Origin of the sequence: Dyella sp. GSA-30, assembly GCF_027924605.1 — a bacterium.
Classification (GTDB): Bacteria; Pseudomonadota; Gammaproteobacteria; order Xanthomonadales; family Rhodanobacteraceae; genus GSA-30.
The window spans coordinates 946,208-965,114 of the sequence record NZ_AP027042.1 but is presented as its reverse complement, the minus strand read 5'-3'; the positions used below and the strand labels follow the sequence as shown (position 1 = coordinate 965,114).

At 61.5% G+C, this 18,907-nt stretch carries 14 protein-coding genes; 5 read left to right on the top strand and 9 right to left on the bottom strand.

Features of this window, described 5'->3' with window-relative positions; all coding sequences use genetic code 11:
* Positions 1 to 4: 4 nt before the first annotated feature.
* The 5 genes from QMG46_RS04290 to QMG46_RS04270 form a co-directional block, all read right to left on the bottom strand.
* Positions 5 to 1,516 carry an efflux transporter outer membrane subunit gene (locus tag QMG46_RS04290; protein ID WP_281851247.1) on the bottom strand — a complete coding sequence of 504 codons (1,512 nt, stop codon included), beginning with the start codon at positions 1,514 to 1,516 and terminating at the stop codon, positions 5 to 7.
* Between the two features lie 339 nt (positions 1,517 to 1,855).
* Entirely contained in the window at positions 1,856 to 3,328 is a 1,473-nt protein-coding gene (locus tag QMG46_RS04285) for an efflux transporter outer membrane subunit (protein WP_281851245.1), read from the bottom strand.
* 2 nt (positions 3,329 to 3,330) lie between these two features.
* Positions 3,331 to 6,426 carry an efflux RND transporter permease subunit gene (locus QMG46_RS04280; RefSeq protein ID WP_281851244.1) on the bottom strand — a complete coding sequence of 1,032 codons (3,096 nt, stop codon included), beginning with the start codon at positions 6,424 to 6,426 and terminating at the stop codon, positions 3,331 to 3,333.
* Entirely contained in the window at positions 6,419 to 7,549 is a 1,131-nt protein-coding gene (locus QMG46_RS04275; protein ID WP_281851243.1) for an efflux RND transporter periplasmic adaptor subunit, read from the bottom strand. The genes QMG46_RS04280 and QMG46_RS04275 overlap by 8 nt, the downstream gene beginning before the upstream one ends.
* A 276-nt stretch (positions 7,550 to 7,825) precedes the next feature.
* The gene (locus QMG46_RS04270; RefSeq protein WP_281851242.1) at positions 7,826 to 8,038 is read right to left on the bottom strand and encodes a hypothetical protein; all 213 of its coding nucleotides are present in this window, start codon (positions 8,036 to 8,038) and stop codon (positions 7,826 to 7,828) included.
* Between the two features lie 421 nt (positions 8,039 to 8,459).
* Between QMG46_RS04270 and QMG46_RS04265 the strand changes: the two genes are divergently transcribed.
* Positions 8,460 to 9,581, top strand: a complete 1,122-nt coding sequence (locus QMG46_RS04265; RefSeq protein ID WP_281851241.1) for a YXWGXW repeat-containing protein — start codon at positions 8,460 to 8,462, stop codon at positions 9,579 to 9,581.
* Between the two features lie 44 nt (positions 9,582 to 9,625).
* Here QMG46_RS04265 and QMG46_RS04260 read toward each other — a convergent pair whose 3' ends face one another.
* The 4 genes from QMG46_RS04260 to pip form a co-directional block, all read right to left on the bottom strand.
* Positions 9,626 to 10,213: a TMEM175 family protein gene (locus QMG46_RS04260; protein ID WP_281851240.1), complete on the bottom strand. Its 588-nt coding sequence runs from the start codon at positions 10,211 to 10,213 to the stop codon at positions 9,626 to 9,628.
* Positions 10,214 to 10,382: 169 nt separating this feature from the next.
* Positions 10,383 to 10,802: a DUF5329 family protein gene (locus QMG46_RS04255; RefSeq protein ID WP_281851239.1), complete on the bottom strand. Its 420-nt coding sequence runs from the start codon at positions 10,800 to 10,802 to the stop codon at positions 10,383 to 10,385.
* Between the two features lie 25 nt (positions 10,803 to 10,827).
* A complete protein-coding gene (locus QMG46_RS04250; protein WP_281851238.1) occupies positions 10,828 to 12,396 on the bottom strand; it encodes a phospholipase D family protein in 1,569 nt (522 codons plus the stop codon).
* 130 nt (positions 12,397 to 12,526) lie between these two features.
* The gene (gene pip / locus QMG46_RS04245) at positions 12,527 to 13,480 is read right to left on the bottom strand and encodes a prolyl aminopeptidase (RefSeq protein WP_281851237.1); all 954 of its coding nucleotides are present in this window, start codon (positions 13,478 to 13,480) and stop codon (positions 12,527 to 12,529) included.
* A gap of 290 nt (positions 13,481 to 13,770) precedes the next feature.
* On the opposite strand from pip, the gene QMG46_RS04240 reads away from it, so the two are divergent.
* The 4 genes from QMG46_RS04240 to QMG46_RS04225 all read left to right on the top strand — a co-directional run bounded on the left by QMG46_RS04240 (position 13,771) and on the right by QMG46_RS04225 (position 18,897).
* Entirely contained in the window at positions 13,771 to 15,960 is a 2,190-nt protein-coding gene (locus QMG46_RS04240) for a TonB-dependent receptor (RefSeq protein WP_281851236.1), read from the top strand.
* Positions 15,961 to 15,981: 21 nt separating this feature from the next.
* The gene (locus QMG46_RS04235) at positions 15,982 to 16,719 is read left to right on the top strand and encodes a phosphatase PAP2 family protein (protein WP_281851235.1); all 738 of its coding nucleotides are present in this window, start codon (positions 15,982 to 15,984) and stop codon (positions 16,717 to 16,719) included.
* Between the two features lie 127 nt (positions 16,720 to 16,846).
* Positions 16,847 to 17,512: a response regulator gene (locus QMG46_RS04230; RefSeq protein ID WP_281851234.1), complete on the top strand. Its 666-nt coding sequence runs from the start codon at positions 16,847 to 16,849 to the stop codon at positions 17,510 to 17,512.
* Positions 17,509 to 18,897 carry an ATP-binding protein gene (locus QMG46_RS04225; protein ID WP_281851233.1) on the top strand — a complete coding sequence of 463 codons (1,389 nt, stop codon included), beginning with the start codon at positions 17,509 to 17,511 and terminating at the stop codon, positions 18,895 to 18,897. Before QMG46_RS04230 ends, QMG46_RS04225 begins: the two co-directional genes overlap by 4 nt.
* Positions 18,898 to 18,907: the final 10 nt, after the last annotated feature.

The following is an 18,907-nucleotide window of genomic DNA, read 5'->3' as shown; positions in this document are numbered from 1 at the left end:
CGATTTATTTTCCATTTTTATCCTGGGCTAGATCCGCGCGATTCCACCATCCGCCACCAAGCGCTTGAAATAGCGCGGCGGTGTCGGCATAGCGACTGGCCTGGGCTTGCACCAGACTGATCCGCGCTTGCTGATAGGACTGTTCCGCACTCAACAACGAGAGATAGTTCGCATAGCCGGCCTGCCATTGCCGCTGCGATAGATCCAGCGTTCGTTTGGCGGCATCCGCGGCGGCGGCGGCGGCTTTCAGACCGGCGGCATCCTGGTCGAGCGCCACCAGGGTGTCGGCGACATTCTGGAACGCGGTCATCACGGTGCTGCGATACTGCTCGGCAGCGGCCACATAGTTCGCCTTGGCGGCGCGTTCCTGATGCAATAGCGTGCCACCCTGGAAAATCGGCGCGGTGATATCCGCACCCACGCCCCAGAAGCCCGTGCCCGAGTTGAACAATTGGTCCATGGCCAGGGCCGTGTTGCCGGCGTTGGCGCTCAGCACGATATTGGGCAGGCGATTGGCGATGGCGATACCGATCTGCGCGCTGGCCGCATGCATATTGGCTTCGGCCTGCAACACATCCGGGCGCTGCGCAACGATCTCCGAAGGCAGGCTCAGCGGAAGCTCCTGCGGTAACTTCAGGCTCGAAAGATCAAAGGACAGATCCGCCGACTGGCTCGGAAAGCGGCCGACCAGTACGGCCAGCAAGTCGCGCTGCTGCTCCAACTGCTTGAGCAAGGGCGGCAGCATCGCACGGGTTTGCTCAAGCTGCGATTCCTGTGCGGCCAGATCCAACCCGCTCGCATAACCCTTGTCGACTTGATCGCGCAGGATCTTCACCATGTGCGCATTGAGGTCGATAAGCTCGCGCGTCGCATCCACTTGCGACTGCAAGGCGGCGAGCTGCACGGCTGCGGCTACGACGTTCGTGCTCAAGGTGATCTGCGTCGCGATCGTCTGGAACCGGACCGCTTGCTCCTGCGCCTGCGCCGACTCCACCGTTCGACGATTCAGGCCGAAGATATCCGGCACATAGGAAACGCTGACCTGCGGCGTGAACAGGTTGTACTGAAAGGCATTCGAACTGGGCGTTGGCGCAATGGTCCCGGCCTGCTTCTGGCGGGTGGCCGAGAAACTCGCCGTCACGCTCGGGTAGTAGGTACCGCGTTGCGCCAGCACATTTTCTCTCGCTGCCGACAACGCCGCCTGTGCCGCTTTGAGGTCGTGATTGTTGGCAAGCGACTGCTCGATCAGCTCGTTGAGCGGCTGAGAGTGAAACAGCGTCCACCAGTCCCCGGGAATCTGCGCTCCGCTGGCGAAGCGCTGCGCCTCCCCGCCCGCCACGTTCGCACTGGCGACGGTTTCGGTGATGGGGTGGGCCGTGTATCGATCGACCTCCGGCGCGGCAGGCCGCTTGAAGTCGGGCCCCACGGCGCATCCGGCCAGCAGCGACGAAGCCATGACCATGGCCAGGCGCAGGCGGTACGGCAACAACCTGGGGGCGAACCGGGAGCCAGTCATACGAGAACCACTCTGCTCTATCGACCCGCGTGAATCACGCATGGGCCTCGGCCACACTCTATCGCCACTTTCGCTCTCCCCCGATGGTCGCGGAGATATAACACATGGCCGTTGGACATCTTCACGGAGCTACGGCGAAAGTTTTCGCGATGGCTTGTGGCTGTGGGGTGGCTTGAAGAGCCCCCCTCACCCCAGCCCTCTCCCCCGGCAAAGCCAGGGAAGAGGGGGCTGATTGAGGCAAGTCTTCAACACTGCGCGCTTTTGCTCCCTCTCCCCTGGCTTTGCCGGGGGAGAGGGTTGGGGTGAGGGGGCAGCGAGCCGTATCCCGGTCACCGAAAGCTAGGCATCCTTGCGATTCCACCACCCGCCACCCAGCGCCTGGAACAACGCCGCCGTATCGGCGAAACGCGCAGCCTTGGCCTGGATGAGTGCCAGGCTCGCCTGCCGCCAGGTCAGCTCGGCGACAAGCAAGCTGCTCTCGCTGATGTCGCCCAGCGCCTGTTGCTTGCCGGCTATCTGCAAGCTCCGCATGGCGGCGCGCTCCGCACGCTCCGCGGCGACCAGTGCTTCGCCATCCGCCTGGATCGCGTGAAGCACATCGGCGACGTTCTGCGCGGCGGAGATCACCGTGCTTCGATACTGCGCCGCTGCCTGACGGTAACTCGCCTCGGCCGCGCGTTGCTTGTGTTTCAAGGAACCACCGTCAAACAACGGCTGCGTCAGATTGGCCCCGATGCTCCAGAATCCGGTGCCTGTCGTGAACAGTGAGCTGGTCTGTTCCGAAGCGCTGCCCAGGCTGGCACTGATCTGTACATTGGGCAGCCGGTTGGCCAACGCCACACCGATCGCCGCACTGGCAGCATGCAGTTGCTCCTCGCTGGCGCGTACGTCCGGGCGCTGCTCGACGAGCTCCGCCGGCAGGCTAAGTGGTAACTCAGCCGGCAGGTGCAGGCTTTCGAGGTCGAACTGCGCTTCGACCGGCTGATCGGGCATGCGCCCGCTCAACGCGGCGATCAGGTCACGCTGTTGATCCAGCTGCTTTCGAAGCGGCGGTAGCGCCTGTCGCGTTTGCTCCAATACCGCAACTTGTGCCGCAACCGATGCCTCAGCCACGTCACCCAGCACCTGTTGACGCCGCAACGTATCCAGTACCTTGGTTTGCGCATCGATCATCTGCTGCGTCGCATCGATCTGCGCGCGCAGCGAGGCTTCCTCGATCGCTGCGTTGACCAGATTCGATGTAAGCGTGAGATAGGTCGCCTCCAGTTCAAAGCGCTGTGCGTTGGCTTGTGCGACCGCCGACTCGACCTGTCGCCGCGTTCCACCCCAAAGATCGGGTGCATAGGACACACTCACCTGCGCCGTAGTGAGGGTGTAGAGATTGGCGTTCGACGAAAGGGCACTGGCCACTTCGCTGGCATTCTTCTGGCGTGTTGGATTGACCCCAGCAGAGACGGTGGGGAAATAAGCGCCACGCTCTGCATAAGCGTTTTCCCATGCCACCTGCAGCGCGGCGTGCGCCGCTTCGACGTCGGGGTTGTGTTTCAGTGCATCGTCGATAAGCGCGTCCAGGGGTGCGGAACGGAACAAGGTCCACCACTGGCCGGGTATATCCATCGACTTGATCAGGCGTTGGGTGTCACCGCCGCTATCGGGTTTGGCCGGTGTGGCATCTGCCTGCGGCGCAGGAGCATAGTCTGTCGCCTTGGGCGCCTCGGGTCGATGATAGTCAGGCCCCACCGCGCAGCCGGCGAGCATGCTGCTTGCGCCGATCGATAGCAGCCACATGATTGTTGTCTGCAAGGAACGCATGATCAGATCTCCCTCGGCGGGTTCGGATGGCGTCGGCGACGCTCGACCGTGCGTTCGAGCACGTCATAGAACGCGGGAAGAATGAAGAGTGTGAGCAGCGTGGCGATGATGAGACCACCGACGACCACCGTCGCCAGGCCACGCTGCACATCGGTACCGATACCGGTGGCCAGTGCCGCCGGCAGCATGCCCACGCTGGCAACGGTCGCCGTCATCAGGACGGGGCGAAAGCGCTCCTTGGCGCCCAGCAACACGGCATCGCGTACGCCATGCCCGTCGCGGCGCATGCGGTTGAAGTTCGCCACCATGATGATGCCGTTCTGCACCGCTACACCGAACAGGGCGATGAACCCCACCGCGGTTGCGATGTTGAGTGTCTCGCCCTTTACATGCAGCGAGATCAGACCGCCCAGTGTCGCCAGCGGCACCGCCGCCAGCACCAGCAGCGCCTGCCGCAAGTTGCCGAACTCGGCAAACAGAAGCACCGTCATCACCGCGAGTACAAGGCCCATCACCAGCACCAGTCGCGCCTGTGCACGCTGCTGGTTCTCGAACTGACCGGCCCATTCGAGCCGGTATTTTTGCGCGTCGAATTTGACCGTCTTGCCGATCTTGTCCTGCGCGTCGGCTAGATAGTCGGACAATGCGCGCCCACGATTGTCGATACGAATGGTCAACTGGCGATGGCCCTGCTCGTGCGCGATCGTGCTTTCGCCCGTCTGCAACGAGATTCGGGTGAGCATGGCCAACGGTACGCGCGCGCCGGAAGGTGCCGTGACCACCAGCTGGCCCAATGCATCGGGATCGGCGGCCACTTGATGCGGTACGCGCGCGGTGACGTTGTAGACCCGGTCTTCGACATAGGCCTGCGTAATGGGTGCACCGCCCACGCCGGTTTCGATCAGCGTATTGATGTCGGCCACGTTGATGCCATACCGTGCAGCGGCTTCGCGATTCACCGTGACCGTCAGCTGTGGGATAGGCGCTTCCTGAAAGATCGATGCATCGGCGGTGCCGCGTGTATCGTGCAGCACGTCGACGATCTCGTTGCCGATCCGCCGGAGTTCCTTGAAGTCATCGCCATAGATACGCAGCACCAGCGGGCTATGCGCGCCACCGACCATGTCGTTCTCGCCATCGATGATCGGCTGGCTGATACCGACGCTGATGCCGGGAATCTGCTGCAGGCGCTGGTTGAGGCGGCGCACGAAATCGGCCTTGTTTTCACCCGATGGCCAGGCGTCGTAAGGTTTGAGCCCCACCCCCGATTCGATATGCGAGGGTGTCCAGGGATCGCTGCCGGTATCGTTGCGGCCGAGCTGGGTGACCACGTAACTCACCTCGGGAAATTCGCCCACGACTTTTCGGTACTCGCTCGCCATCTCGCTGGCTTTTTCCAGCGACAGGCCGTTCGGCAGCTGTACCTGCACCCACAACGAACCCTCATCCAGGTCCGGCAGGAATTCACGTCCGATACTCACGCCAAGCACGGCCACCGCGATGAGTGCAACGCCTGCGATGCTGTACGAAATTCGCGGCCGGCGCAGCAATTGTTCCAGCGACTTGAGATAACCCGATTGCAGACGCTCCAGCGGCTTGTTGTGAAACATCTTGCGTGGCTTGCGCAGCGCCAGAAAAGCCAGTGCGGGTACGAGGGTCAGCGAACACAGCAACGCACCGAGCAGGGCGTAGCCGACCGTATGGGCCATCGGCGAGAACAGCTTGCCTTCGGCATGTTCGAACGCGAGCAGCGGCGCATACGCCGTCACGATGATCAGCGTGGCAAAGAAGATCGACCGCGCCACCGGCTTGGTCGCCGCCATGATGTCCGACTCGTGCAACATCGATTGCGGCCGCGCTTCGCGCTTGCGCAGGATCGCCTCGGTGACCACGATGGCGCCGTCGACGATGACACCAAAGTCGATCGCACCCAGCGAAAAGAGATTCGCCGGCATCTTGGTGAAATGCATGACAATAAAAACGGTAACCAGCGCGAACGGAATGGTCACCGCCGCAACCATCGCGCTGCGCGGGCTGCCGAGAAAGAGAATCAGCACGATGCAGACCAGCACCACGCCTTCGATGACGGTATGCGACACCTTGCTTACCGTCGCCTGCACCAGGTCATCGCGATCGATGAACGGCACGATGCGCACATTCAAAGGCGCCAGCTGTTTGTTCAGCTCCTCGACCTTGGCGTGAATGTCCTTGAGCACCAGGGACGGATTTTCGTACTTGAGCAGGTCGACGATGCCTTCGATGGTGTCCGGGTTGTTGTCCTTGCCCAGAATGCCTTCGCGAATCTGGTGACCGTACTGCAGCTTGCCCAGGTCGCTTACCCGGATCGGGTTGCCATCGTGCTGCGTCACGACGATGTCGCCCATATCCTTGAGCGAACGCATCAAGCCTTCGCCGCGGATCACATAGGATTGCTCGCCACGCGTCACCCTGCCACCGCCGGCATTGGTGTTGTTGGTGCTGAGGGCGGTGATGACATCGTTCATGCCCACGCCATACTGCAAGAGCTTCTGCGGATCGACTTCGAGCTGGAATTCCTTGGTGAAGCCACCGAAGTTATCGACGTTCGCCACGCCAGGCACCTGCTGCAGGGCGGGAATCACTTTCCAGCGCTGCAGTTCGGATAGCTGCATCAGGTTCTGGCTGTCCGATTCGAGCGTGTAGCGATAGATCTCGCCGGCAGGGCCCGACACCGGATCGAGCGATGGTGTGACACCGGCAGGCAAGGTGACATTGGACAACCGTTCCATGACGCGTTGGCGCGACCAGTAATCTTCCGCACCATCGCGAAAAACCAGGGTGATCAACGACAAGCCGAACGTGCTGCTCGAACGCATCGAGACCAGACCGGGCGTGCCGGCGAGCGCGCGTTCCAGCGGCGTGGTGATCTGTTGTTCGATTTCTTCGGCCGCCAGGCCGGGCACCTGGGTGGTGACCTGCGCGGTCACGTCGCTAAGTTCCGGATAAGCCTCGATCGCCAGTTGCGTCCAGGCGTAATGGCCGTAGATCACAACCAGGATCGCCACACCGAACATCAACGTGCGATTGTGCAAGCACCATTTGATGAGCTTCTCAATCATTGATCAGCACTCCACCGGCGACCACGATACGGTCGCCCGGCTGCAGTCCCTTGGTGATGCGTGCCTCGTTGCCGATATCCTGGCCAAGCTCCACCACGCGGCGCACGAATACCCATGGCGAGACTTCGACCAGCACGGTGACGCTGTCGTTGTTCATCAGCAGGGCCGACTGCGGTACCAGCAAGGCCTGCGGCTGCGGCACCTGGAAGGTGGCGGTGGCGAACATGTTCGGCTTCAGCGCACCGTCCGCGTTCGGCACGACAATGCGCGCCTTGACGCGACGCGAATCGGCATCGAGCACAGCACTCACCGACTGTACGGTGCCGTGGAAATCGCGACCCGGCCATGCCGGCAGCGTCACGCCCGCGTGCAGATTCGGCACGATCAACCTGGCTTCGTTTTCGGCCACGTTCGCGGTAACCCAGACATGATCCAGATCAGTCACGGTCATCAGTACGGCATTCGGATCGTTGGCGAACGAGCCCGCTGCCGTCGACAACGTCGTGATGCTGCCATCGGCGGGCGACAGCACCTGCATGCGACGCATGTCGCCCTTGCCGATAGAAACACCGCCAAGCGATGCCAGTCGCGTCTGCGTGCGCGCGTATTCCGCTTGCGCCTGCACGAACGCGCTGCGCGCCGTTTCCAGGTCTTTTTCAGCGGCGCCGCCCGCTTCTTTCACCGCCTCGGCGCGCTCCAATGCTTTCCTGGCCAGGGCGAGCGCATCGGTCGCCTTGGTGCTATCGGAGGTCGCCTGTGCGTAGTCGCCAGAGACAAGGACCGCGAGCACTTGTCCGCGCGATACACGATCGCCCAGCGCAACCTTCAGTTCGGCAACCCGCCCGGTCAACGGAGCAAGCACATTGACCGTATGAGCCGGATCGGCCTCCACCATGGCCGGCGCCATCAGCGGCTGGCTGACGTCGCGCAACACCACGCTCTGTACTTTCAGCCGCGTACGCAGCGGAGACTTTTCAGGTACGCGCCATTGCCCGTGTTCGGCTATGACCGCAGGCGCGAGATCCTGCTGGCCGGATGTGTCGTGCGAGCACGCCGCGACAGACAACGACAAGGCCACGATGAAATAAATGCGCAGTAGTTTTTTTTCTGAGCGAAACAACATGGTTATTCCCCTGATGGGATCGGGCACAAACGCACCCGCTGCAGCTGGCGGCTACAGGGAAGGCGAGCAGAGGGGAGGCATGAGGCTCAAGAGCCGTGAGCGCACCCGCCCGCGGTCAAACCGCTAACGGTCGCCGCATCCGGGCATGGCTCGGAAACAACGTCAGTGCGGTCGGTGAATCGGAATAAGATCGCTGCTAGGGTCTGGGTCCAAGGTCGTTTGTTTCCTTTGGTCGGGCGGGGGGCAGCATCGAGCAGCGCAGTCGGCGCGCGGCGTCTATGCAGCTTGCCGACGGTCGTCGGTGGAGACCGCGTAGGGCAGCGGCTTGGAATGGGTGTGGCTGATCTGCGCGATGGGCGCTATCGCGACCTCACTCAACGGTTGGGGCACCGTTACCTTCAAGACCGCTTGGGAACGTGCACGTCGAACGCCCAGCAAACGTGGGCCGGCCACATGCAGGCGCAGAAGAATTTCGCGAAGGAGCTTCATAGCCCATCTCCTTGTAACGGCGCCTGTGGCAACCGTCAGGAGTGGGCCGGTCTTCCCTAGTCCAGGAAAGCGCCAGCCGACCGCAGGCGGTCGCCGCAGACAATCAGCTTGTTATGCAATGCCGGCACCCGATGCTCGCGGATGTCGACGTTGCGACTAGGGTAAACGTCCATATGCCTTGGTTTGTTCAGACAGAAAACCGGTCGCACGTAGCGTCCGGTGGCGCGGATTGTCGTGCTGCGTTGCGGCAGAGTCAACCCGCGGCGAGATGATCGGAGGTTACGCTGTCGTGTAGCTGACAACGAGGCTGAATTGCTGTTCCGCATGCTGAACATGGTCGAACTTCGCCGAGCACACGCTGTAGTTCCTGCGATCGCGAGCGGCGTTTAGTTGCCTGTCGTTCACTGCAGGAGGGCTTGCGATGCGTAGCTTTGCATTGAGGAATATTCGGTCCATTCGTCGCACGCTGCTGGTTCGCCATGGCGCAGCTGCGTTGGCCCTGGCCATCGTCGGCGTTTCTGTCGTGCCGAAGGCGGAAGCGGCCGTGTTCGTTGGCGTAACGATCACCACCGCGCCACCGGTGTTGCCCGTCTACGTGCAGCCGGCGATTCCCGCGCCGGGCTACATATGGACGCCGGGTTACTGGGCCTGGGGCGACGATGGTTACTTCTGGGTGCCGGGCACCTGGATATTGCCACCCTATGTCGGTGCACTGTGGACACCGGGATATTGGGGTTGGTCCAGCGGCGTCTACATTTTTCATGCAGGTTACTGGGGCCGCCACGTAGGTTTTTACGGCGGCATCAATTACGGCTTCGGTTACACCGGCGTCGGCTATGGCGGTGGCTACTGGGGGCACGGCGGCTTTTACTACAACCGCTCGGTCAACCAGATCAATAACGTGCACATCACCAACGTCTACAACAAGACGGTGATCAACAACGTCACGGTCAATCGCGTGAGCTACAACGGCGGCAATGGCGGCATCAGCACGCGCCCGTCATCGCAAGAAATGGCTTATGCGCACGAGCAACATACCGCACCGATCGCCGCGCAGATGCAACAACGCCAACTGGCGAGCCAGAACCAGTCGCTGCGCGCATCGTTCAACCATGGCGCACCGCCAATTGCGGCCACGGCCCATCCAGGTGTTTTCGCCGGCCACGACGTCGTCGCTGCACACGGTGCACCACAGGCGAGCGCAGCCCACGCCATGGCGATGCAGAACCATGCCGCGACTGCGCCGAATCGTCTCAACGCATTGCCTTCGGCCGGTTTCGCGCATCCCGCCAACGGTCAACGGCCCGGTATGCCGAACAACGGCGCGAATCGCTTCAACACGCAAGCTCACGCCATGCAGGCCACGCACGCAGGCCAGCCACAAATGTCACCGCATGCGAGGCCGCAGGCGTTCGGAGAGGCGCGCCCACCGGCCATGGCTCATCAAGGCGAACCGCGGCCTGGCGGTGCCCCTCATGGCGCGCCGCAACCGCATCCGAGTCATCCAGGCGGAGGTCAGCCGCACGAGCGACACGAGCGCTGAGCAAGCGAGCAAGGCCGTGCCATACGGCCTTGCTCTTGCGGTGTCTACTTATCCAGCAACCTGCTTTCGATGCGCCGATCGGGAATGAACCACAACGCGGCAACCACCGCATAGAGCACGCAGGAAATGATCGGGTTGTAGATCGCCAGCACAATGGCGATCGCATAGATGACGATCGATGATCTACCTTTCCAGTCCGAGCCGAGTGCTTCGGCCAGTTCGCAATCGGCGCCACCATTGGCTTCGATCAACGAACGAGACAGCGGCACCCACGATACGGCGGTCAGGAAAAGAATGAAGCCGTAGAAGATCGTGGGCACCAGCGCCGGATGCGGGTGTGCCTCGTTGAGCCATGCAGTGGCAAAGGGAAGCAGCGACAGGCTGAACAGAAAAAACAGGTTGGCCCACATCGCCTTGCCGTTGATGCGTTTCACCAGTTGCAACATGTGATGGTGGTTGTTCCAGTAGATACCGACGTAGATAAAACTGAGGATATAGCTCAGAAAGACCGGCCAAGACTTCAATAGCTCAGGCCAGGTCGGCTCGGCCGGTGTCTTCAGTTCCAGCACCATGATGGTGATGATGACGGCGATCACGCCATCGGTGAATGCTTCAAGTCTGGATTTCTTCATGCCATCCCCCAGGAACGCCCCATCGGAGACAGTGTGCAACAGCGCGGCAGGATCGTAAATCGAGCGCGTTCTACGTTGAGCTTGCTGATCGTCGTATATAGCCCTGGGCTGGTGTCGTCGAACGTGGGTGGTGTGCCGCACGCAAGCCAGGCCCCGCCCTCCGGCCAGCTCAGTCCGACGCCTTGAAGCTGGCCAGCTTGTCACGCAGGAAGGTTGCCGATTCGATCGTGTGCCCATCCGGAAAGCGAATCGTGTATTTGATCCCGGTGACGGAAGATTCGGTCGCGCAGTAGACAATGAAATCGTCGGCGGTCTTTACCCGGCTTCCGGCCATGCGCAGCTTGAGGCGCATATGCGATGCCGCCTGTTCGGCATTGTAAGAGGACCCATTGCGAATGAAGGACACGTCTTTGAGCCCTTCCACGGAAGCGATCAGATAGTTGATCTTCTGCTGTTCGATGTCGTGATGCGGGATGTCCTGCTGGGCGATCGCCGGCGTCAACATGGCCAGCCATAGCAACCACATGGCCATGACTGTGCAAACAAGCCCACGATGCTGACGTATCGAGGCGGTAACGGGCGCGAGCATCAAGTGTTTCCTTTCGTCCAGCGATTCAGAGCATGCCATCGATCGGCAGCAACCGGAGCAAGGCTACCTCAAGGCGGCGTTGCAGGGCCGCGTCCGGATCGTGGTTGTAGCGCAACGGCTTATCGCCATCGCTTGCCTGCCATTGCAAGGCATGGCTATGGAGTGAATCCGGATTGCGCAGCACGACATGATAGGCATTGGCAGGCAGTACCGCGGAATCGAAGAACTGGGCTACCGCCTCGGCCAATGCCGGTGAGTCCACGATAATTCCCATCTCCGTATTCAACAGCTTGGAGCGCTGGTCCATGTTCATCGAGCCGACGAAGACCTGCCGCCGGTCCACCACGATGGCCTTCGCATGCAGGCTGACGCCTGAGGACGTACCGCGCGCCGTCACCTTTTGGCTCGTCCCCGCCGCGGGCCGAAGTTCATAGATCAGCACGCCCTTGTGCAGCAGCGTCGCGCGATAGTGCGAATAGCCTGTGTGTACGGCGGGCTCATCGGTAGATGCGAGCGAATTGGTCAGCACCTTCACGGTCACGCCTCGCGCAACCAGATCGCCCAGGTAGTTCACGCCGTTGTCGCCGGGAATAAAGTACGGCGATATCAACAGCACCTGTTGCTGCGCACTGTCGGTGACGGCCTTGATCCGTGGACCGATGCGCAATGCCGGCTCGTCATGATCGGTTTCGATTTTTTCCGGCTGGTCGGCGACCAGTACGGCCGTACCCCAGAACCAGGCACCAGGATGGTCCGCCGAGGGGCCATTGGGCAGTTCATCCAGCGTCGACTGGGCGTAATCCGATTGCGCGAATTTGCGCGCGTCGTGCGCAAGATCGGTGCGCAGCTTCGCCAGATCGTAGTGATTGGCATGGTTGCCACGGAAGGCCTTGAGTGGATAGGCCGCGTCGCAGTTCCAGTAGTCGTCGAATGTGCGCGAGGCTTCTTTGACCACCGGGCCAATGGCGATCAGGTCGAGATCGCGAAAGTTGGTGTTATCGCCGGCATCGAAATAGCCGTTGCCGATATTGCGCCCACCGACCACGGCCACATTGCCGTCCACGATAAACGACTTGTTGTGCATGCGCCGATTCAGACGGTGCGCATCGACCATGAATTGCATTGCCTTGGATAAGAACGAAGGGTTGTGCGTGGAGAACGGATTGAAAAGCCGTATCTCGATATTCGGATGCGCATCGAGCGCATCCAGCATATCGACCTCGTTGCTGACATTGATATCGTCCAGTAGCAGGCGCACACGCACGCCACGATCGGCCGCTTGCAGGAGATGCAATGCCACCAGCCGACCCGTCTCGTCGTTGTCGAAAATGTAGTACTGCAGGTCGATCGAATGCTGCGCGTGATCGGCCAGTGCGATACGGCTCAGCAGCGCATTCGTATTGAGCGTCAACAGGCGAAATCCGGATAGATCCTGATGCTGGTCGACCTGCTCATGGATGTAGCTACCCGTCGGTGTCTTCGTGGCCGGCGGCAATGCCTTGGATGGGTGTTTGCTATCGGTCGGGAGTGACGCGCAAGCGCCTATCGCCAAAGCGACTAGCGTGACAGTCAGAGCGCGCGTGCAACGCAACATGAAGTCCCTGGGATCGGATGGACAAGTGCGGCAAGAACCAGGCGGTCCTCAGGTCTCGCACCGGGTTAACATGATCCAGATGCCGTGAAGATGATCGCAAGACGCTCGTCCGGTACGGTGGGCATATCGGTCAGCTATATCGATCGGCCAGGGTATCGGTGGCTCTGACCAGCACATCGACAATCGCCGGGTCGGCGGCGCTGTGGCCCGCCATCACAATGTGAAAGTCCGCTTCCGGCCACGCAGTGGCCAGATCATAGGCACTCTTGACCGGACAAATGATGTCGTAGCGTCCTTGGACGATGGTCGCCGGGATATGGCGGATACGTTCGACGTCGCGCACAAGCTGATCGGGTTTCAGAAAAACCGCATGGCGGAAATAATGCGCCTCGGCCCTTGCGACGCTTATCGCTACCTGCGGATCTTCGAAGTTGCCGGCCTCGTTGGGATCATGCAGCAAACTCGTGCTGCCTCCTTCCCAATAACTCCAGGCCTTGGCCGCCGCCAGGCGTACTGCGTGGTCGGGGCTATCGAGTCGACGCCAATACGCCTCGACCATCTCGCCGCGCTCCTGGACCGGAATGTGTTCGAGGTAATGTGCCCAACGCTCGGGAAAGATCCACGAGGCACCGCCGTCGAGTTCATTGAACCAACGTAGCTCGCCCGGCCGGCCAAGAAAGATCCCGCGCAATACCAGGCCGATCACCGGCTCAGGATGCTTCTGCGCGTACGCCAGCGCCAGGGTCGAACCCCACGAGCCGCCGAAGACCACCCAGCGTTCGATACCGAAATGCGCGCGGATGCGTTCGATGTCCGCAACCAGATGCCAGGTCGTGTTGTTGCGCAGCTCCGCATGTGGGGTCGACTTGCCGGCACCGCGTTGATCGAACAGCACGATGCGGTAACGCGCAGGATCGAAGAAGCGGCGATGGTAAGGAGACAATCCCACGCCGGGACCGCCGTGGAGAAAGATCACGGGCAATCCGTCGGGGTTGCCGCATTCCTCTATATGGAGCTCGTGAAGCTCGTCGACAGCGAGCCGGTGAGTGGCGTAGGGTTCGATCTCGGGATATAGCTCGCGCACAGGTCCGTTTCCAGGTTTTCGCCTGAGCATACCTGCCCCCACGGGTCGGGCGAACAGGACGCCTAAGACAAGCCTAAGCAAACCGCCGGTCCACATCACCCTCGTGCAACAGAACTGTAAAACGGGCCTCCCACGCTAACAGGCTTACGTCACCCACCGTGTAGGCCACCATGCAAAGCCGTTTCCGCCGCTCGCGCGTTCGCGCGCAATCCCTTGTTCTGCATCCAATAGTTCGCGGTATTCGGCAATGGCATGCCCCCCTCTCCCTGGCCATGCTGGCCGGCTTTTGCTTGAGCGCTCCCGCCTTCGCCGACGACGCGGCCACGGCAGCGACGAATGCGCCGGCTGCGGCGACCACCAAGCAGCCCAAGCAGCTGGAAGAGATCGAGGTGCAGGGTGCGGTCAGCAATTCGGCGCTGACCCAGGCACCGACCCAGGCCGACCTGACCATCACCCAGCCGCAATCGGTGATCGGGCTGGACTGGATCAGCAACCATGTTGCGCCGACGGCGGATTACGCCACGATCGCAGCGATCGCCCCGGGCGTCACCAATGTCAGCCCGGCCGGACCTGGCCTTGGCGAATCCAAGCAGATGACCCTTCGCGGTTTCAACGACAACCAGTACAACGTCACCTACGACGGCATTCCGTTCGGCGATACCAACGATTTCAGCCATCACACCAGCAGCTACTTCCCGGCCAAGATGATCGGCCAGGTGCTCGTCGATCGCGGTCCCGGCAGCGCCAGCACCATCGGTGAGGCGACCTTCGGCGGCACCGTGGCGCTCAGTTCGAAGGATCCGCTGGACTCGTTCTCGTTCATCCCCACCCAGAGCTTCGGCAGCTACGGCACCTCGCTGACGCATCTTGAAGTCAACACGGGCCGCTTGGATGATCTGGGCGGCGGCAAGCTGATCGCCAGCGCCCAGTACATCAGCACCGACACCGCCAAGACCGACGGCGACACTTCGCGCAAGACCGGCTACATCAAGTATGTACAGCCGATCGGCACCGGCACCGAGATCACGTTTCTCAGCAACTACAACTACATCCGTTTCAACAACCCCGACCTGAGTTCGCTGACGCTGAAGCAGATCGCGCAGCTGGGACGCAATTTCGGCCTCAACAACGATCCGACCAGCACCAACTGCGCCTGCTACAACTTTCAGACCAAGCAGACCGATCTCGAGTACCTGGGTGTGCACAGCGCACTGTCGGAGACCTGGTCGCTGGACAACAAGGTCTATACCTACGCGTACGACAACACCAGCCACGAAAGCCCGTACGTAGGCACCAAGGCATCGCCGACCAATATGGGCGGCTATATCAAGATCAACAATTACCGTGCCTGGGGCGACACTTTCGCGCTGGTGCACGCCGACGACTACGGCCAGTTCCGCACGGGCGGCTGGTACGAATACACCAACAATCAGCGCAGCAGCGTTGCCGTCGACTATGGCCGTGATCAGGCCATCGACGTCAAGGCCGGTCAGCCGCTGCAAGGCAGCTTCAATGCCAAGGGTGTGTATAGCGGGCCGTACAAGTACATCATGAAGGACCAGCTGCACACGGGGCAGCTCTATGCCGAGTACGAGTGGCACCCGATCAATGGGCTGAGCATCACCCCCGGCGTGAAATACCTCGATATCAGCCGCGATATCGAGGCACCGATCAACCAGACCAGCAAGGTCCCGTTGCGCTACAGCCAGACCTGGGACAAGACGCTCGGCTATCTGACCGCCAACTATCTGCTGCGCGACGACTGGAGCATCTATGCGACGGCTGCGCAGGGCTTTCTGACGCCCAATCTCAATGAGTTCTACGTACCGGATCCGTCGTTGAACAAGGCGCATCCGGAGCAGACGATGAACTACCAGTTCGGCTCGGTCTACAAGACCGATCGCTTCAATGCGGATGCCGACGTCTATTTCATCAACTTCAAGAACTACGCTTTCTCGACCACGATCCCAGGCACCACCGATGCGGTCTATTACGTCGCCAAGGGCGCCTATATCAAGGGCATCGAAGCGGAGATGACCTACTACGTCGGCGCCGGCACCAGCGTGTTCGCCAACGGGTCGTTGCAGGACGCCACCTTCAAGGGCTCGCGACTGGACATCCCCAATGTGCCCGACCGCACGGCAGCCATCGGCGTGCTGTACGAGAACGACGGTTTCTTCGCGTCGCTGTTCGACAAATATGCCGGTAGCCAGAAGGGCTACAACTCGAGCTTCAACCCCGATCAGGCATCGTCGGTCACCTCGACCATTTCGACGGGTGGCTTCTGGCAGGCAGCGATGAGCGTGGGTTACGGCCAGAACCTGAGCGGCTCGGTGATCAAGAGCTACAAGGTTCGCCTGCAGGTGGACAACCTGTTCGACGCGCACAACCTGGTGATCAACTCGGTCAGCGGAAGCACCGGCTCGTACTACGTGTTGCCGGGCCGCAGCTGGTTCGCCTCTGTATCGCTGGCACTCTGACAAGGCAACCGGAATCGAATCATGAAACAGATCCCTAACCGTCTTGCGGTCGTTCTGATCGCCGCCCTCGCCTGCACCGTTACTCATGCACGCGATGCCCATCCGACCGAGGTTTACCTGAGCGCCAGCCAGGTCAATACGGTACTCGCCATGCTTCCGCCGCCCAGTGCACCGGGCAGCGCGGAAGACCAGGCCGATCGCGCCACCACCGACCGCGCCTTCGCGCAGCGCTCCAGCGCCGATTTCGATGCGGCAGAACAGGAAGAGAAGTTCGATGCGTTCGCGTTCGCGTCGGTGGTAGGCCCCGGATTCCAGGCCGACAAGCTCCCGCACGTGGCGGCGCTTTTCAAGGAAGCCGAGCACGAGACCAAGGAAGCTGTCGACACGTCCAAGAACCATTGGAGGCGCGTGCGGCCTTGCCCGCCTGCTTCGGCCTGCGCGATGAATCCCGAGCATGCTTCGAAGAAAAGCTTCGGCTATCCCAGCGGGCATTCCAGTCGCGCCACGGTCGACGCCATCTTGCTGACACAGTTGTTTCCGCAGGACGGCGACGCCCTGATGCAGCACGCCAGGGACATCGGCTGGCGACGCGTGGTCAAGGGCGTGCACACATTGCAGGACATCTATGCCGGGCGGATGTTCGGCCAGGCCTTGGCCAGCGCGATGCTGACCTCGCCGGCGATGCAGCATGATCTTGCGGCCGCCGCCGCGGAACTGCGTGCCGCCGGTTTGACCGGCGACGCTCATTCGACCCCTTAGATTGGATGCCGATGAGGATCCGAACTGCGCGCTTACCCGCGACTGTCACAAAGCTGTAAGACAATCGCTCGTGGCATCGCGTCCCACCCGGCCGACGATGCAACGACAGCCATTGGCGGAGTGACACGTGCACATCATTCTGATTGAAGACGACCAGGAGCTCGGCGCAGCGATACGCCGGGCTCTTGAGCGTCTCTCGTATACGGTGACATGGTTGCTCGATGGCGAGGGCGCCGTGGCCGCGATGCGCGACGAAACCGCCGACCTTGTACTGCTCGATCTCGGCCTCCCCCGCAAGGATGGCCTGGATGTGCTGGTCGAGGCGCGTCGTGCCCGTATCCGAACGCCGGTGCTGATCCTTACCGCACGCGACGCCGTCCAGGCACGCGTACATGGGCTCGACGCAGGCGCCGACGACTATCTCACCAAGCCGTTTCATCTGGACGAACTGGGTGCGCGGATCCGTTCGCTCACCCGCCGCATGCAGGGCCTGGCCGACAACCGCATCGAGGTGGGCTCGCTATGCCTCGACCTCGCCACGCTGGAGGTCACCTTTCGTGGCCAGCGTGTCGACCTGACCCGGCGCGAGTTCTCGTTGCTGCAGGCACTGATGGAACGTGCCGGCCGACTGGTGCGGCGGGATTTTCTGGAGAGTTCGCTTTACGGCAACGACAAGGTTGTCGGTGATAGCGCCCTGGACGTCATCGTTCATTCGCTACGACGCAAGCTGAGCTTCGAGACGATCCAGAACATACGCGCCTTCGGCTACATGATTCCACGAGAACCGCAATGAGGCACCCCAGCCTGCGTGGACGGCTGCGCTGGTTGATCGTGACCATGCTGGTGCTCGTGCTGCTTCCGCTCGCGCTCTACAGCTTTCGCCGTACCACGGCAGAAATGGAAGAGCTGTCCGATGGGCGACTGGCGCAGGCGGCGCATACGATCGGCTCGTTGGTCCAGCGAACCGGCGTTCGCGCCTTGATCGGCAATGAGGCGCTGCTGGTTCCGGTGCAGAAGAAATCGACGCTGCGCAGCTTGGGGGAAGTGCGTACCGACGAGTCGGAAGTCGGCTTTCAGGTTTTCAACGGGCGGGGACAGTTGCTCCTGGGAACGGCCAATCTTTCGACCTTGCCGTCGTCCGCGATGGATCGTTCCGAATTTCTCGACCTGAAAAAAGCCCATCACATCTGGCGCGTCTTTACCTTTGTCGATAAACCCAATGACATGGTGATCCGTGTGGCGGATCGCTACGACACACGCGAGGAAATCGTCCACGCGCTGTGGCTCGATCACGGGCTGCCCTTCTTGTTCGGCCTGCCGGTGCTTGCACTGCTGGTCGGCTGGGCGGTCAAGCGCGGCCTGCAGCCCTTGACCGGCCTGGCATCGGCGCTGGCTGCACGTGAGCCGGGCAATCGCGAGCCGATCACCCTCGATCATTCCCCGCTTGAACTTCAACCCGTGCTTGCCGCGCTCAATGAGCAGATCGAACGCCAGGAAAACGCGTTGGAACGCGAGCGACGCTTCAGCGCCGATGTGGCGCACGAACTGCGCACGCCCGCGGCGTCCATCACGCTCAATCTGGAAAGCGCGATGGCAACGACGGACCTGGCCGAGATCTACGACAGCATTGCCGGTGCGCAAAACAGCGTTCGCCTGCTCTCGCGACGTATCGAACAACTGCTTGCGCTGGCGAGGCTCGAAGCCAATGTCGCGACCAACCAGCCCGCTACGATCGACTTGCTCGAAATTGCCAGTGACGTCATTGCCGAACTGGGCCCTTCCATCGCCGGCAGCGGCGTCGCGCTGGGCCTGCCGCAACGACAGTCTCCCGTACTGGTGCAAGGTTACGATGCGGCGCTCGCAGCATTGCTGCGCAATCTCCTTGAAAACGCGATTCGACATGTTCCGCGTGGCGGACAGGTTCAACTGGCGATCGAACAGAACGCGCACGAAACGACACTTGAGGTGATCGACGATGGCCCCGGTATTCCGCCGGAACGCCGCCATGCCGTATTCGCGCGCTTTCATCGCGAAGCATCCAGCCGAGGCGACGGCTATGGCCTGGGGCTGTCCATCGTGCAACGCGTCGCCTGGCTACACCGTGCGTCGATCGAGCTGCTCGATTCGCCTTTGGGCAAGGGACTGAGAGTCAGGGTCGCTATTCCGCTCGGAGCGTAGCGACCCCCGC

Bases quoted from the DNA above. Each gene is read 5' to 3' on its own strand.
- QMG46_RS04290 (WP_281851247.1), bottom strand. From the start codon at position 1,516: ATGACTGGCTCCCGGTTCGCCCCCAGGTTGTTGCCGTACCGCCTGCGC.
- QMG46_RS04285 (WP_281851245.1), bottom strand. From the start codon at position 3,328: ATGCGTTCCTTGCAGACAACAATCATGTGGCTGCTATCGATCGGCGCA.
- QMG46_RS04280 (WP_281851244.1), bottom strand. From the start codon at position 6,426: ATGATTGAGAAGCTCATCAAATGGTGCTTGCACAATCGCACGTTGATG.
- QMG46_RS04275 (WP_281851243.1), bottom strand. From the start codon at position 7,549: ATGTTGTTTCGCTCAGAAAAAAAACTACTGCGCATTTATTTCATCGTG.
- QMG46_RS04270 (WP_281851242.1), bottom strand. From the start codon at position 8,038: ATGAAGCTCCTTCGCGAAATTCTTCTGCGCCTGCATGTGGCCGGCCCA.
- QMG46_RS04265 (WP_281851241.1), top strand. From the start codon at position 8,460: ATGCGTAGCTTTGCATTGAGGAATATTCGGTCCATTCGTCGCACGCTG.
- QMG46_RS04260 (WP_281851240.1), bottom strand. From the start codon at position 10,213: ATGAAGAAATCCAGACTTGAAGCATTCACCGATGGCGTGATCGCCGTC.
- QMG46_RS04255 (WP_281851239.1), bottom strand. From the start codon at position 10,802: ATGCTCGCGCCCGTTACCGCCTCGATACGTCAGCATCGTGGGCTTGTT.
- QMG46_RS04250 (WP_281851238.1), bottom strand. From the start codon at position 12,396: ATGTTGCGTTGCACGCGCGCTCTGACTGTCACGCTAGTCGCTTTGGCG.
- QMG46_RS04235 (WP_281851235.1), top strand. From the start codon at position 15,982: ATGAAACAGATCCCTAACCGTCTTGCGGTCGTTCTGATCGCCGCCCTC.
- QMG46_RS04225 (WP_281851233.1), top strand. From the start codon at position 17,509: ATGAGGCACCCCAGCCTGCGTGGACGGCTGCGCTGGTTGATCGTGACC.